This window comes from Microbulbifer flavimaris (assembly GCF_001641755.2).
Lineage (GTDB): Bacteria > Pseudomonadota > Gammaproteobacteria > Pseudomonadales > Cellvibrionaceae > Microbulbifer > Microbulbifer flavimaris.
The window spans coordinates 518,736-534,308 of record NZ_LRFG02000003.1 but is presented as its reverse complement, the minus strand read 5'-3'; the positions used below and the strand labels follow the sequence as shown (position 1 = coordinate 534,308).

Annotated in this window: 12 protein-coding genes; 3 read left to right on the top strand and 9 right to left on the bottom strand. The window is 62.8% G+C overall.

What is annotated here, in order from left to right:
* Positions 1–358: 358 nt before the first annotated feature.
* The 4 genes from AWR36_RS11470 to AWR36_RS11455 all read right to left on the bottom strand — a co-directional run bounded on the left by AWR36_RS11470 (position 359) and on the right by AWR36_RS11455 (position 6,800).
* Positions 359–3,487: an efflux RND transporter permease subunit gene (locus AWR36_RS11470; protein ID WP_067084935.1), complete on the bottom strand. Its 3,129-nt coding sequence runs from the start codon at positions 3,485–3,487 to the stop codon at positions 359–361.
* Complete coding sequence (locus AWR36_RS11465) at positions 3,484–5,013, bottom strand: efflux RND transporter periplasmic adaptor subunit (protein WP_176491133.1); 1,530 nt, start codon at positions 5,011–5,013, stop codon at positions 3,484–3,486. Before AWR36_RS11465 ends, AWR36_RS11470 begins: the two co-directional genes overlap by 4 nt.
* A 61-nt stretch (positions 5,014–5,074) precedes the next feature.
* On the bottom strand, positions 5,075–6,367 hold the full coding sequence (locus AWR36_RS11460; protein WP_067084930.1) for a TolC family protein: 1,293 nt from the start codon (positions 6,365–6,367) through the stop codon (positions 5,075–5,077).
* Positions 6,368–6,425: 58 nt separating this feature from the next.
* The gene (locus AWR36_RS11455; RefSeq protein ID WP_067084928.1) at positions 6,426–6,800 is read right to left on the bottom strand and encodes a hypothetical protein; all 375 of its coding nucleotides are present in this window, start codon (positions 6,798–6,800) and stop codon (positions 6,426–6,428) included.
* A 193-nt stretch (positions 6,801–6,993) separates the two neighbouring features.
* Between AWR36_RS11455 and AWR36_RS11450 the strand changes: the two genes are divergently transcribed.
* Positions 6,994–7,389 (top strand): acyl-CoA thioesterase, encoded by a 396-nt coding sequence (locus tag AWR36_RS11450; RefSeq protein WP_067084926.1) that lies wholly within the window; start codon positions 6,994–6,996, stop codon positions 7,387–7,389.
* 203 nt (positions 7,390–7,592) lie between these two features.
* On the opposite strand, the gene AWR36_RS11445 is transcribed toward AWR36_RS11450, so the two are convergent.
* The 3 genes from AWR36_RS11445 to uvrD form a co-directional block, all read right to left on the bottom strand.
* On the bottom strand, positions 7,593–8,729 hold the full coding sequence (locus AWR36_RS11445) for a TRAP transporter substrate-binding protein (protein ID WP_067084924.1): 1,137 nt from the start codon (positions 8,727–8,729) through the stop codon (positions 7,593–7,595).
* Between the two features lie 68 nt (positions 8,730–8,797).
* Positions 8,798–9,322 carry a DUF3592 domain-containing protein gene (locus AWR36_RS11440; protein ID WP_067084921.1) on the bottom strand — a complete coding sequence of 175 codons (525 nt, stop codon included), beginning with the start codon at positions 9,320–9,322 and terminating at the stop codon, positions 8,798–8,800.
* 24 nt (positions 9,323–9,346) lie between these two features.
* Positions 9,347–11,542: a DNA helicase II gene (gene uvrD / locus AWR36_RS11435; protein WP_067084919.1), complete on the bottom strand. Its 2,196-nt coding sequence runs from the start codon at positions 11,540–11,542 to the stop codon at positions 9,347–9,349.
* A 271-nt stretch (positions 11,543–11,813) separates the two neighbouring features.
* On the opposite strand from uvrD, the gene hexR reads away from it, so the two are divergent.
* The gene (gene hexR, locus AWR36_RS11430) at positions 11,814–12,665 is read left to right on the top strand and encodes a transcriptional regulator HexR (RefSeq protein WP_082679559.1); all 852 of its coding nucleotides are present in this window, start codon (positions 11,814–11,816) and stop codon (positions 12,663–12,665) included.
* Positions 12,666–12,758: 93 nt separating this feature from the next.
* On the top strand, positions 12,759–14,027 hold the full coding sequence (locus tag AWR36_RS11425) for a multidrug effflux MFS transporter (protein ID WP_067084917.1): 1,269 nt from the start codon (positions 12,759–12,761) through the stop codon (positions 14,025–14,027).
* 92 nt (positions 14,028–14,119) lie between these two features.
* On the opposite strand, the gene AWR36_RS11420 is transcribed toward AWR36_RS11425, so the two are convergent.
* Positions 14,120–15,091 (bottom strand): glutathione S-transferase family protein, encoded by a 972-nt coding sequence (locus AWR36_RS11420; protein WP_067084915.1) that lies wholly within the window; start codon positions 15,089–15,091, stop codon positions 14,120–14,122.
* Between the two features lie 65 nt (positions 15,092–15,156).
* The gene (locus tag AWR36_RS11415; RefSeq protein ID WP_067084912.1) at positions 15,157–15,555 is read right to left on the bottom strand and encodes a DoxX family protein; all 399 of its coding nucleotides are present in this window, start codon (positions 15,553–15,555) and stop codon (positions 15,157–15,159) included.
* Between the last annotated feature and the right edge of the window lie 18 nt (positions 15,556–15,573).

Sequence of the window (15,573 nt, the reverse complement as noted above, 5' to 3'; positions counted from 1 at the left end):
TTCTACACCAATCCTCTCTAATACGGTGAAGCTTCAAGTAATTGCTGTACGTCTGATCAAATTCATTCCGACTCAATCATATTTCTCCGTACGCATAACAGTTTATTCAAAGGGGTGGTTATATCTGGCCATGTGGGTATATGTAGCCAATCTGGGATCAACAAAGCCATAGATGGCTAGATATAGCCACGCCCTATATGAGAAAGAAACGCTCGCGTCGATTATGGCGGCAGCTTGCAGCAGAATGTGGGCAAGGACTTTCGAGAATCGTCGGCGCCAGGACAGCGCCGACAGTTTTTGGTGGCCAGTAATCACGACGGCTAAAAGCCCAGCCAGAGGCTTGCCGTCATCCCGGACGCTACGAAGCACTCACTAACCGACGGCCCTTCCACAGCCGGTAAATGGCCGGGATCACCAGCAAGGTCAGCAGCATGGCGCTGACCATGCCGCCCACCATGGGTGCGGCGATGCGCTGCATCACCTCGGAGCCGACACCAGAGCCGATCATCACCGGGATAAGGCCGATAAACACCGTGGCGGTAGTCATCAGCACCGGCCGCATCCGCTGGCCTGCCCCCTCGCGAATGGCCTGTTTCAGGTCCTCGAGCGAAAGGGAGACATCTGCGCGTTCGCGCTCCTCGCGCACCCGTTTCCAGGCCAGGTTGAGATAAACCAGCATGATAACCCCAATCTCCACGGCCACACCGGCCAGCGCAATAAACCCGACCCCCACCGCCACGGAGAGGTTATAACCGAGCCAGTAGAGCAGCCACAGGCCACCGATCAGGGCGAGCGGCAGGCTGCCCATGATCACCAACACCTCGCCCACGTGGCGGAAGCTCAGGTAAAGCAGCAGCACGATAATGCCGAGCGTCAGGGGCAGCAGCACGCCGAGGCGCTCCCAGGCGCGCTCCATATACTCGTACTGGCCCGACCAGGCGAGGGAATAACCCGCGGGTAACTGCAGCTGCTCCGCCACCGCCTGCCTGGCACTCTCGACCCAGGAACCCAGGTCCATATCGGCGATATCCACATAGATCCAGCCATTGGGACGCGCGTTTTCGGTCTTGATCATGGGCGGGCCGTCGCGCACCTCGATGCGGGCTACATCGCCCAGCGACAGGTGGTTGCCGTTAGGCGCCACTATCGGCAGCAGTCGCATCTGGTCGGGAGAATCCCGCCAGCTCTGCGGGTAGCGCAGGTTGACCGGATAGCGCTCCAGCCCCTCGACGGTCTCGCTGACATTGCGGCCGCCAATGGCGGTATCCACCACTGACTGCACGTCGGCGATATTCAGGCCGAAACGGGCCGCCGCCATGCGATCGATATCCACATCGATATAGCGCCCGCCGGCCACCCGCTCGGCATAGACCGAGGCGGTGCCTGGCAGGTCGCCGAGGATACTCTCAAGGCGCCGGCCGATCTTTTCGATCTCCGCTAGATCCGGGCCCGCCACCTTGATGCCGACCGGCGTCTTGATGCCGGTGGCCAGCATGTCGATGCGGGTCTTGATCGGCATCACCCAGGCATTGGTCACCCCGGGGATTTGGACCACCGAATCCAGCTCCGCGCGCAGCTTCTCCGGCGTCATCCCCGGGCGCCACTGGTCCCTGGGTTTGAAGCGGATAATGGTCTCGATCATGGTCAGCGGCGCCGGATCCGTGGCCGTATCGGCACGGCCAATCTTGCCCCACACCTGGGCCACTTCCGGCACCGACATAATCAGTTTGTCGGTCTGCTGCAGCAGTTCCCGCGCCTTGCCGATGGAAATGCCCGGATGGGTGCTGGGCATGTACATCAGGTCGCCCTCGTCCAGGGGCGGCATGAACTCGGTGCCGGTCTTGGCGAGCGGGTACAGCGCGCTCGCCAACAGCAGGAGCGCGGTTGCCAGCACCAGCCGCGGGAACCGCAGCGACAGCTCCACCGCCGGGCGATAGGCGGCGGTCAGGGCACGGTTGATGGGGTTCTCCCGCTCCGGCTTGATACGGCCGCGCACAAAGTAGCCCATCAATACCGGTACCAGGGTAATGGCGAGGCCGGCGGCCACCGCCATGGCATAAGTCTTGGTAAATGCCAGGGGGGCAAACAGCCGACCCTCCTGGCCTTCGAGGGCAAATACCGGCAGGAAGCTGAGGGTGATGATCAGCAGGCTGAAAAACAGCGGCGGCCCTACCTCGCTGGCGGCCTCACCGACCACCTGCCAGCGATTGCGCCCGGTGAGGGGTGTGCGCTCCATATGCTTGTGCAGGTTCTCGATCATCACGATGGCGCCGTCCACCATGGCGCCGATAGCGATGGCGATGCCGCCGAGGCTCATGATGTTGGCGTTGATACCCTGCAGGCGCATGACCACAAAGGCCCCCAGGATTCCCAGCGGCAGGCTCAGCGCAATGACCAGCGACGAGCGCAGGTGATAGAGGAACAAGCCGCACACCAGGGCCACGACAATAAATTCCTGCACCAGCTTGTGGGCCAGGTTGCTCACGGCGCTGTCGATCAATTCGCTGCGGTCGTAGGTCGGTACGATCTCCACCCCGTCCGGCAGGCTCTGCTGCAACTCTTCGAGGCGCCCGGTAACCCGGTCGATCACGGCGCGGGCGTTCTCACCAAACCGCATCACCACTACACCGCCGACCACCTCGCCCTCGCCATCCAGCTCCGAAATGCCGCGACGCATCTGCGGGCCCAGGCGGATATCGGCCACGTCTTCGAGCAACAGTGGCGTGCCGCTGTCATCCACCTTCAGCGGAACCTGGCGCAAATCATCGACGCCCTGGATATAGCCGCTGGCCCGCACCATGTATTCGGCCTCAGCCATCTCCACCACGGAGGCGCCGGTCTCCCGGTTGCCACGCTCGATGGCGGTGCGTACCTGGGCCAGGGTCAGGTCGTAGGATCTCAGGCGCAGCGGGTCCACCACCACCTGGTATTGCCGCACCATACCGCCCACCGTGGCCACCTCCGACACCCCCGGGATGGTCTGCAGTTCGTACTTGAGGAACCAGTCCTGCAGGGAGCGCAGCTGCGCCAGGTCGTGATTGCCGCTGCGATCCACCAGCACGTAGCTGTAAATCCAGCCCACCCCGGTGGCGTCGGGCCCCAGCTCCGGCTGGGCACCCGCAGGCAACCGGGGGGCGGCCTGACTCAGGTATTCCAGTACCCGGGAGCGCGCCCAGTACAGATCCACATCGTCATCGAAGATCACGTAGACGTAGGAATCGCCGAAGAAGGAATACCCCCGGACCGTCACGGCCCCCGGTACCGACAGCATGGCGGTGGTGAGGGGATAGGTAACCTGGTCTTCCACTACCTGCGGAGCCTGGCCGGGGAAGGAGGTCTTCACGATCACCTGTACATCCGACAGGTCCGGCAGGGCATCAACCGGCGTATGGCGCAGGCTGTAGAGACCGCCGAGAAACAGCGCGATAGCACCGAGCAGCACCGCCACCCGGTTGTGCAGCGACCAGTGAATAATGCGGGCAATCATTTGTACTCGCCCTCTTGGTCGTGGTGATCGTGGTGGTCGTGGGACTCCGCTCCCTTTTCGCTGTCCTGCATCTGCTGGTGGTGCTCATGGCCAGTGGATAATGGGCGCACTGCCAGTACCTCGTATTTACCATCGGCCCGCTTGCGGATCTGCACTTCGACACGACGATCGGATTCCATCGCCTTGCGCAGGTCATCCCCGGCACTGTCGGCCACGTAAAAGCCCATGACCATGCCCGGCCAGTCCCAGGCCGGCACGGCATCGTGCTCCAGACGCGCGTAGTGGTTGTCATCTGGCATGGTCAACACCCGGGCACCCACCCAGGGGCGGTCAGCGGCGTCCATGCGTTCCAGGTCGGCGCTGACACTGGATTCGGAATCGAGCAGGAACTGGGCGGAGGTCACCACGCGCGCGCCGGCCTTGAGCCCCTCCAGGATCTCAACCCGCTCGCCGAACTCGCGCCCGGAACGCACCCGGACCGAGCGGAAACGGCCGTCACCTTCCGCCAGCACCACCCGTTCCATGCGGCCGGTGCGAATCAGTGCCTCCCGCGGGATTGTCAGCGCCTGCAGCTCCGGGCCGTCCAGTTGCAGGCGCACAAACATACCCGGCCGCAAGGTGCGGTCCGGGTTATCCACCCGCACGCGCACGGTCAGGGTGCGCATCTGCTTATCAAGCTGCGGCAACACCTTGGCAATCTTCCCGAGCCAGATGCGACCCGGGCTGATGTCGGCGCGCACGGTGGCGGTATCCCCCAGCTGCACCTTGTAGCCCTGTCGGGGAAAGACCTCGCCCTCGACCCACACGGTTTCCAGCGGCCCCACACTGACCAGGGTGGTCTGCGGGGTGATATACATCCCATCGCGCACACCGAGGTTGTCCACGTAACCACTGGCCTCGGCGTACAGCGTGATCGCCTCGCTCGCGCTGCCTTCGCGCTCAACCCGGGCGACCTCTGCAGCGGGGATACCGAGGCTCTGGAGGCGTTCGCGCGAGGCCGAAATCAGGGCGCGGTTGCCGCTTTTGAGGGCGGCCAGCAACTCGCGCTGGGCCTTGACCAGTTCCGGGGAGTAGATCTGCACCAGGGGCTGGCCCTTTTCCACCCGGTCCCCCCTGGCCTTGACCCAGCTTTTCTGCACCCAGCCACTGAGGCGAGAGTGCTGGTGCTCGATGCGGTCCTGGTCCAATTGCACAATGCCCACGGTGTTCAGCTTGGCGGATACCGGGCCGCGCTCGGCGGTGCCGGTACGCACGCCCAGGTTGTTTTCCACTGCCGGGGAGATGCGGACGGTGCCTGCAGCTTCCTTCTGTTCTTCGCCCTCGTAAACCGGGATCAGGTCCATGCCCATGGGCGACTTGCCCGGTCCGTCACGGCGGTAATTGGGATCCATGGGCGCAACCCAGTAGAGGATCTTCTTTTCGCCCGCGCCCTGTTCCGCGGAGCCCCCGTCCCCAGTGCCCAGCCACCAGCCCAGCGCTGCACCCACCAGTGCGGCCGCGGCGATCATGATTGAAGCCTTCTGCATCATTCGTATTCCTACTCTGCCCGCGCTGATGGCGGGTGAATTTTCATGCCTGACAGGCGGTTTACTTGCCGCCGCCCGGCACGGCGCCAGCCAGGTAGTAGCGAATCCGCGCCAGTGCGCGGTAGTAGTCGTAATCCAGCTGCAATGCCGCGACCTGAGCCTCAATGGCCTCCATGCGCGCGGTGATCACTGCGTCGAGGTCGGCGGTGTTCGCCGCATAGCCTTGCAGCAGGGCATCGGCAGTCGCCTCGGCGGTGGGCAGCAAGTCCCGCTGGTAGAGGCTGCGTCGCGCCTCCAGGCTCTCGGCAGCGGCAGCGGCACCGTTCAGGCCGCCGTGCAAGCGCTGCAAGAGGTTCTGGCGCTGGAGGATTCCGGCGCTCTCCCTGGCGCGTGCTGCAGCGAGGCGCTGGTCCTGGCGATTTGTGCGAAACAGGGGAAGATCAACAGAAACAAGGGCGCTGGCGAAATCAGCACCATCGCTCAGGGGTGTGGGCTCGCGCTGGCCGTAGCTCAGCTCCACCTTCCACTGCGGCTTGTAGGCCTCATGGGCAAGCGCCACATTGCGTGCCTCCGCCGCCACCAGCGCCTCAGCAGCACCCAGTGCGGGGTGGCCGTCGACACTTTCCGGCGGCACCGGCAGTCGCTGCGCTTCCAGCCACGCCCGGGTATCCGGCCAAGCGGGCAGGCGGGTATCCACCGGTTGCCACGCGGCTTCGCCAATCCAGCGGGTCAGCTCGCCTCGTTTGCGGTCGATATCCCCCTCCACGGCGCGGATGCGGTCATCGAGGCGCGCCAGGGCCAGCTGACTCTGCAGCAGGCGCTGCGACTGTACCTCGCCGGTGGCCAGCCGCGTGCGGTCGTAGTCCACCAGCTGCTCTAGCCACTCGCGGCTTTGCAGCAGCAACTGCCGTCGCTCGACCTGGGCGGAAAGATCAAGAAAAGTTTCACTTACCGCGAGCACCAGACGCAGTTCGCGATCGGCAACCTGCGCATGGGTTGCCTCCGCGCGCAACAAGCCGCGCTCCCCGGTGAGACGGGCGCTGTCGCCCCGGGGCAGCTGCTGACTGATCCCCACCAGTTTCTGGGTCATGGGCTGCTCGTCGAAAGCGAAACTGTCCGTTGGCAGGTTTGCCACACCAAACTTCAGCATCGGATCGGCCCACTGGCTGTCCGCCACAGCGCCGGCTTCCAGTGCCTCAGCTTCCAGGCGCCCGGCGGCGCTCTCCGGATCCAGTTCCAGGGCGATCTCCAGCGCCTGGCGGTAGTCGAGAGAAGCGTGTACGGGCATCGCCACGAAGGCGAATGCCAGCGTCAGCAGGCCGCGAAGGCACGCGGCCCTTTTGAGGAGAAACATCGGTTATTCCTGTCTGGTTGATGGCTCGCAGGTGCACGGGGCACCCGTTAACGGGTCATCAGGCGGCGATGGGGGGCCGGAACAGACTGGAATGAGGGGTGTCAGGGCGCTCGATCGGGGACCACGTCACCGTGGGGTGATATCGGGTTACCTCGAGCGGCGAGAAGACGGCCACGACGGCCACCGGTGAGGCGCAAGTGCCTAGTGCACAACTGAGCTGGCACTGTCGTGCCTGCTCCGAGGCGCTTGCGTCGTTGCTGGAGTCGTCACAGCAGGGCATATCCGAGGACATGTCGTGGTGCATGTCCATGTCGGCATGGGCCATGGAACCCGCGCTGCCCATGTCCATCTCGCCACAGTCATGCTGCACCGCAGAGGCGAAGCTCTGGGCGCTGAACATCAGCAGCAGGAACAGGGTCAGGATGCGGTGCATGGCGGGATTCTAGGTCTCTGGCGTAGATCGGGCAAGTTTGCACCGGTGAAACAGAACTGTGGCACTCGGAAAACTTGCCCGCGGCGCCACGTTTGGCTTTGTCACCTGTGGCTAATTTGTGTGCACGCTGTGCTACAATGCGCCACCCGCTTCGCGGCAACCTCCAATAAATCTAACAGTTCGTGAGCAGTCCATGGCAGCACTAGATGAAGAGCCACAACCCACCGGCACCCTTACCCTGCAAACCCTGGCCATGCCCCGGGATACCAACCCCCAGGGGGATGTATTCGCCGGCTGGCTGATGTCACAAATGGACCTCGCCGGCGCCATCTTTGCGCAGACCATCGCCCGTGGCCGGGTCACCACAGTGGCTACCGGCAACATGGTGTTCCTGCGCCCGGTGCCCGTGGGCTCCACCGTCAGCTGCTATGCCGAGCCTATCGAGGTGGGTCGCTCTTCGATCCGCACCATGGTGGAAGTCTGGCTGACCCGCGTCGGTTCCGGCGAGCAGGTGAAGGTCACCGAGGGGGAGTTCGTGTTCGTCGCCATCGATGACAAGGGGCATACCAGGCCGCTGCCCAACAGCTGATCTTTTTCAGCGCGCCCCCGGACGCCCGCGGTACCCCACAAGCGTGGAGCGGGCTTCAGCGTGAACAGGCAAACGGTGACGGGGGTGCCGCGGCCAATCTTGATCTCACCGTGAAGATCCTCGGGCACTCCCTATGCCTAACGGCCTTCCCTGGTTTGCCCCATCTAAAACGCGCGGGTCCACCGCCGTTACTGCCCAGCCGGTTAGTGGTCCCGTTCCAGCGAGCGGGTCTCGTAGTAGGCCTCTTCACTGATCCGGTGGTAGGGAATCACCTGCGCCTCGAACTCGCGGAAGGCTTTATAGATCCGCGCAAACTGCGGGTCCTCTGCCGCAGTTTCTTCCAGCAGCTGTGTATTGATTTGCTTCAGGTGTGACAGCACCTCGTCCGGCAGGCGCTTCAGCTGCACGCCATGCTGGTCCACCAGCTCTTTCAACGCGCGATTATTGCGGGCGGTGTACTCGTCGAGCATGTCCTGGTTGGCATCCCGGGCGGCGGCGCGGACGATTGCCCGCAGGTCATCCGGCAGTTTCTCGAAGGCACTCTTGTTGACGATGAACTCGAGGATCGAGCCCGGCTCGTGCCAGCCAGGGTAGTAGTAATACTGGGCAATCTGGTGAAAGCCGAAAGCCAGATCATTGTACGGCCCCACCCACTCGGTGGCATCGATCACCCCGGTCTGCAGTGCCGTGTACAACTCGCCACCGGGAATCGTCACTGCAGTGCCGCCTGCCCGGTTCAGTACCTCGCCGCCGAGGCCGGGGATGCGCATCTTGAGCCCCCTGAGGTCTTCGACGGAATTGATTTCCTTGTTGAACCAGCCCGCCATCTGCACCCCGGTGGAGCCCCCGGCCATGGGAATCAAATTGAAGGGCTCGTATATCTCCTGCCACAGTTCCAGCCCACCGCCGTGGTGCAGCCAGCCATTCATTTCCTGGGCATTGAGGCCGAAGGGTACGGCAGTGAAGAACTGCGCTGCCGGCAGCTTGCCTTTCCAGTAATAGGCGGCTCCATGGCCCATCTGCGCCGCCCCCTCGGATACTGCCCCGAAGACGCCCATGGCGGGCACCAGCTCCCCGGCACCATAAACCTGGATTTTCAGCCGCCCACCGGACATCTCCGCTACTTTTTTGGCGAAGCGCTCCGGTGCGCTACCGAGACCCGGAAAATTTTTCGGCCAGGTGGTGACAAGTTTCCACTCAAAGGTTTCCTGCCCACCAACCTCGGTAAATTGCTGGGCCGGGCCCAGTGAGGCACGGGACGCGACCAGAGTGCCGAAGGTGATGACCAGCAGGGCCAGCAGACCGAGGATAATCGGGGGGTACCAGTTTATTTTCTTCATCAGCTTTTGTGTTCTTATTTTGCAATTTGTCACCACGCCAGCAGTTGCACCAGCCCGGAAAAGTCATGCTACTGTCGGCGTGACTCAGATTCCATGATGAGCAAGTCATTCTGCAAGACGAGAAAGTCCCATAACCGTGTAAAGTAGCCGTTGTTAATACCGTATAACACCGCAAAGCCCAGAGCTATCCAGGCAGGTAATAACAGAGTGCTGGACCAGCTAATGGGTGCCCGCTCCAAATAAGCGATTGATGGCTGAAGTGGATGGAAGCGCGCCGTAACCACATCTCCGGGACGATATTTTTCTACCAACCCCGATTCATACTTCACTGAAGGAAACAGGTTATAACTTCGCAGAGCGGGAGTTTTGGAGGAGTATTCGCGCCCATCAACTTCATATTTGAAAGTGACGATCGCCTCCACAACACTCCTTCCATCTATCAGTTGGTTCAGCAAACGGGAGTGAGTGATCTCAGCCGGAACACGTGGCCAGCGCGCGAAATTCCTGCCAAAGCGCCAGTATATGAGTGTCTGAGCTAAGCCCAGCGTAGTAATGAGCAGGAAAACCAGCAGTTGCGGCAACTTAGACAGCATCCCCTTGCTCCCTCACTCAATCCATTACAGCGGCTGTAACTTAGCCATCGCCACCACCAACCACTTGCTGCCGGCATCATCGAAATTGACCTGCACCCGCGCCCGCGGGCCGCTGCCCTCGAACTGCACTACCGTGCCCTCGCCGAATTTGGGGTGGTCCACGCGGCCGCCCAGGGCCAGTGGTGGCAGGTCGTCAAAATCCGGCGCCGGGTCTGACAGGCGACCGGCCTTGCCGTAATCCGCGTTGAACAGCGGTCGCGAGATCTCGGTTTTGAGGCGCACCTCGTGCACCAGCTCCGGCGGAATCTCGCCGATAAAGCGCGACGGGCTGTTATAGGTTTCGGTTCCGAACAGGCGCCGGTTTTCCGCGTAGGTGATGTAAAGCTTCATCATCGCGCGGGTGATACCGACGTAGCAGAGACGGCGCTCCTCCTCCATGCGGCCAGGCTCCTGCGCCGACATCTTGTGCGGGAAGAGGTTTTCCTCCACCCCGGCCAGGAACACCAGCGGGAACTCCAGCCCCTTGGCGGAGTGCAGGGTCATCAGCTGCACCGCATCCTCGAATTCGTCCGCCTGCCCCTCGCCGGCGTCCAGGGCGGCGCTGTCGAGGAACTGCTCCAGCAGCGGCGGCTCTTCCTCGCCCTCCGGTATCTCGATACCGTCGAAGTCGCGACAGGCACTCACCAGTTCCTGCAGGTTTTCCACCCGCGTCTGGCCCTTCTCGCCCTTTTCCTTGCCGTGGAAGTCCAGCAGGCCGCTGGTCTCGATCACATCCTCGGCGATGGCGCCCAACAGCTTGTCCTCGGCACTGGCCGCCAGCTGGTTGACCAGGTCGAGGAAACCCTGCAGGGCGTTGCCGGCCCGCGCCGCCAGCACCCGCTGTTGCAGCATGCGGGTAGCCCCCTGCCACATGGAGCAGCCGTGCTCGCGGGCGAAGCTGCGCACCGCATCCACCGTGCGCGCACCGATGCCGCGGGTAGGGGTATTCACCACCCGCTCGAAGGCGGTGTCGTCATCCCGGTTACTGATCAGGCGCATGTAAGACAGCGCGTTCTTGATCTCCATACGCTCGAAGAAGCGCTGTCCACCGTAGATGCGGTAGGGCACCTGCTCGCGCAAGAGCGCTTCTTCCAGTACCCGCGACTGGGCATTGGAGCGGTACAGGATGGCGACGCTGTCGCGGCGGTGGCCGTCGCGTACCCAGTCCTGGATTCGCTCCACGATGAAGCGCGCCTCGTCCTGCTCGTTGTAGGCGGCGTAGAGGGAGATGGGCTCGCCTTCCTCACCGCGGGTCCACAGTTCCTTGCCCAGGCGCCCGGCATTGTGCTCGATAACCGCGTTGGCCGCCTTGAGGATGGTGCTGGTGGAGCGGTAATTCTGCTCGAGGCGCACGGTCTGCACGTCGCGCATGTCGCTCTCGAAGTGCTGGATATTCTCGATCTTGGCGCCGCGCCAGCCGTAGATCGACTGGTCGTCGTCCCCCACCGCGGTGATGTTGCACTGGTCGCCGGCCAGCAGGCGCAGCCAGGCATACTGGATGGTGTTGGTGTCCTGGAACTCATCCACCAGGATGGTGGGGAAGCGGTTGCGGTAGTGAGCCAGCACGGAATCGTTGTCCCGCAGCAGTTCGTGGGCGCGCAGCAGCAGTTCACCGAAGTCCACCAGGCCACCGCGCTGGCAGGCTTCCTCGTAGGCGAAGTAGGTACGCACCATGGTCTGCAGCCAGGGGTCGGCACCGGCGTGGATGTACTGGGGACGCAGACCCTCGTCTTTCTGGGCGCCAATCCACCACTGGGTCTCCCGCGGCGGCCATTTCTTCTCGTCGAGGCCCAGGTCGTTCTGCACCCGCTTGATCAGGCGCAGCTGGTCATCGCTGTCGAGGATCTGGAAGTTCTGCGGCAGCTTTGCCTCTTTGTAGTGGGCCTTGAGCAGGCGGTGGGCGATACCGTGGAAGGTGCCCACCCACATGCCGAAGGTGTTTACCCCCAGCAGCTCCTCGATGCGCGCGCGCATCTCCCGGGCGGCCTTGTTGGTAAAGGTGACCGCGAGAATGGAGTAGGGCGAGGCACCCTCCACCTGCATCAGCCAGGCGATGCGGTGCACCAGCACACGGGTCTTGCCGGAACCGGCACCCGCCAGTACCAGCTGGTTGCCGGGAGGAGCAGCGACGGCCTCGCGCTGCGCGTCGTTGAGGGGGTCTAGAATCTGAGATACGTCCATGGGCGGCGATTGTACCAGAGCTGGTGCAGGGTACCTGTGTAAATAAACAGGTTTTCTCGCGCAGAGAGTGCGATGCGCAGGCTCTGGTGGCGGGTCTCCTTACGGGACTGTCGGCCGGATGGACCCGGCCGACAAGCCTACAGGGATGTATTCACGGCGTGTCCCGAAAGGAGGCCCGTCAGCGGAGCCGCCCGGAAGTGCCTCAATGTCCGCTCGCCACAGTGGGGAGCAGCCGCTAAACTGCGCGGTCTGTAATAGAGAAGGAAGTACCGTGAAACCGGCGGAAGTCACGCAGAAAATCAGTGAACAGCTGTCCTCCATGCGCAAGTCAGAGCGCAAGGTGGCGGAGTATATCCTCGCCAATCCGGACGAGGTGATTCACATGCGGATCGTCGACCTGGCCACTGAGGCCCAGGTGAGCGAACCCACCGTGGTGCGATTCTGCCGCGCCGTGGGCTGCTCCGGCTTCCAGGAATTCAAGCTGAACCTGGCCCAACAGCTGGCCTCCAGCCCCAGTTTCGGCCAGATCGCGGTCACCGAGACGGACACCATCGCCGAGTATAAGCGCAAGGTCTTCGACTCCACCGTGGATACGCTGCTGAACGTGCGCGACACCATCGACAATCGTGCACTGGAAGCCGCCGTCGCCGCCATCGCCCCCGCCAAGCGGGTGGAATTTTTTGGCTTCGGCGCCTCCGGTGCCGTAGCCAGCGACGCCCAGCACAAGTTCTTCCGCCTGCAGCTGGCCACCGCTGCACACTCCGATCACCACATGCAGAACATGTCAGCCATGTCTATGGAGCCCGGCGATGTGGTGGTAGCCATCTCCCAGAGCGGGCGCACCAAAGCACTGCTGCACTCGATGGAAATGGTCAAGCAGCAGGGCGGTACCGTGATTGGCCTGGCCCCGAGCGGATCCCCGGTGGCGCAACAGGCCACCATCCCGCTGGAAGTGGACGTGGAAGAAGACATCGAAATCTATACGCCACTCTCCTCGCGCATCGCCCACCTGGTGGTGATCGACACCCTGGCGATCGGCGTGGCCCAACGCAAGGGTCCGCAACTGCAGGACCACCTGCTCAAACTGAAACAGGGCCTCTATACCCTGCGCCAGGACAAGTAGCCCGCGGCGCTGGTAACACCGGGGCAGGGCCAGTACCATGCCGCGCCCGCCGCCGGGGGGCACACTGCCCATCCCGCTGTACCGAGCCCGTTTATGAGCCTCTTGCCGCCGACCGATGACAAACTCCCGCCGCGCTGGCTGTCACTGTGGCTGGCAGCCCTGGTGGCACTGACGCCATTTGCCATCGATACCTACCTGCCCGCCATTCCCGCCATCGCCGACTCACTGGGTAGCGAGGTGGCGCGGGTGCAGCACTCGGTATCCAGCTTTCTGCTCGGCTTCGCCATGGGACAGCTGCTGGGGGGACCGCTATCAGATCGCTGGGGTCGCCGCACCGTGGGCACCATCGGCCTGATCATTTTTATCATCAGTACTTTTCTGATCCTGTGGATAAAAAATGCCGACCAGCTGATCCTGCTGCGCTTCACCCAGGCTTTGGGGGGCGGCTTCGGCACCGTCATCTGTGCGGCCATCGTGCGCGACCTGTACAGCGGGCGCGATGCCGCACGGATCATTTCCGTGATCAGCACCATGATGCTGCTGGCACCGCTGGCGGCGCCGGTGATCGGTTCCCTGCTCGTGATTGCCGGTGACTGGCAGTGGATCTTCCTGTTTCTGCTTTGCTACGCCCTGGCGATGCTGATCCTGGTGCGAACCCTGTTGCCGGAGACGGTATCACGCTTCACCCGCGCCCGCCGCCAGGCAGCCCCCAAGCGTCACCTGCTGCGCAACTACGGACAGGTCCTGCGCAACCGGCGCGCGCTGGGCTTTCTCGGCACCCAGGCCTGTGTGAGCGGCTCGATGTTTATCTACATCACCACCGCACCTTTCGTATTCATGGAGTATTTCGGGGTGCCAGCCGGGCGCTTCCCGCTATTTTTCGGCGCCTGCGTCCTGGGGCTGATCACCATGGTGCAGTTGAATATTCGGCTGCTGAAGTATTTTGAACCGCGGCAGATACTGCTGGCGGGGGTGGGGCTGCAGTTGCTGGGTTGCAGCCTGCTGTTGCTGGGAACTCTGGCCGGTGAACTGACGCTGCTGCGCTGGATGGTGCCGCTGCTGATGGTGATGGCCTGTATCGGCCTCACCGCCCCCAATGCCGCCGCCTGCTACCTGGAGTTTTTCCCCAATATCAGTGGCAGCGCCAATGCGCTCTACGGGGCCTCGCTGTTTATTACCGGCGGCATCCTCGGTGGACTGGTCAACGGCCTGCACACCGGCACCCTGGTTCCCATTGCCGCCACCATGTGCGCCTGTGCGGCCACCGCGCTGGCGCTGGTGCTACTGGTGGCGCGGGCACGGGTGCCGATCACCGTGGACGGCAAACAAAAGCCTGCACCGGTGCGGCTCCCCACTCGCTGAGCAGACCCCGCCGCGCAGGCCTCCTGAGTACCGGGAGGCCCCGCACCATTGGCACCCCGGTCCCGCTTGATCCCTCCAAATTCGCCCGGCGCTCAGCCGCGATGATGTGGCGCGGAATAATCCAGCTCTGGCCCCTTCGGCACTATGCCTGTGGGATTGATGGTGTCGTGGCTGGCGTAGTAGTGCGTTTTGATGTGGTGAAAATCCACTGTCTCCGCCACGCCGGGCCACTGGTAGAGCTCTCTCACGTAACCCCACAAATTGGGGTAGTCCGCCAGTCGCTGCTTGTTGCACTTGAAGTGGCCATGATAGACGGGGTCGAAGCGCACCAGGGTCGTGAACAGGCGCCAGTCTGCCTCGGTAATGCGGTCCCCGCAGAGGTAACGGTTCTCCGCCAGGCGTCGCTCCAGCTGCTCCAGGGTGGAGAAGAGCCGCTCGTAGGCGTGCTCATAGGCATCCTTTTGTGTCGCGAAACCGGCACGATAGACGCCGTTATTGACGTTTTCGTAAACAATGTCGTTGGTGGCGTCGATATCGCCGCGCAGGTCCAGGGGATAGTAATCGTCGGTATTGCCGGTGAGGCCGTCAAAGGCGGAATTGAACATGCGGATGATTTCCGACGACTCATTGCTCACCACGCAGCCGCGCTGCTTGTCCCACAACAGGGGCACCGTCACCCGCCCGGTGTAATCGGCTTTATTGCGGGTATAGACCTGGTGCAGGTAGTCGCTCTGGAACAGGGCATCGCCACTGCTGCCCTCCTCTTTGTTGAAGGTCCAGCCGTGCTCGTGCATGTAAGGACTTACTACGGATACACTGATCAGATCCTCCAACCCCTTCAGTTTGCGAAAGATCAGTGTGCGGTGCGCCCAGGGACAGGCCAGCGAGACGTACAGATGATAACGATCTGCCTCCGCGGCAAATCCCCCCTCACCGCCGGGGCCGGGGCTGCCGTCTGCGGTAATCCAGTTGCGCAGCTGTGCGTCTTCGCGGACGAATTCACCACCGCTCTTTTCCGTGTCGTACCAGCGGTCCTGCCACTGACCTTTGACCAACAGGCCCATAACCCCTCCTCAACTATTCAATCGTTGGACAGAAGGTGCGGCCGGCGGCCGCTCCCTCATCGCAGTTACTTATTACGACGCAGCCAGTGATCCAGACTCAGGTTGCCGGGACCGGAAGCGGCGAGAATCAAGAAACCACCGGCAATGGTGATGTTCTTCATGAAACTGATCATCTGGGCCTGGTCCCCGGGGACATAGTGGAAAAGCCAGGCGCTGGCGAGGCAGAAGACCGCGAGCCCCAGCGCCGCCCAGCGGGAGAGGAAACCGAACAGGACGGCGAGACCACCGCCCAGCTCGGCGATGATGACAAGCGGCAGCAAGGCGCCGGGGACGCCGGCGGACTCCATGTAGGCCTGTGTACCGGCGTAACCGGCGATTTTGCTCCAGCCGGCGCTGATAAACATCAGAGATATCAGCAGTCGGCCCAGCAGTTTGGTGAGATCGCAGAAAATTCCGCTGTTCATGGACAATTCCTCATTGTG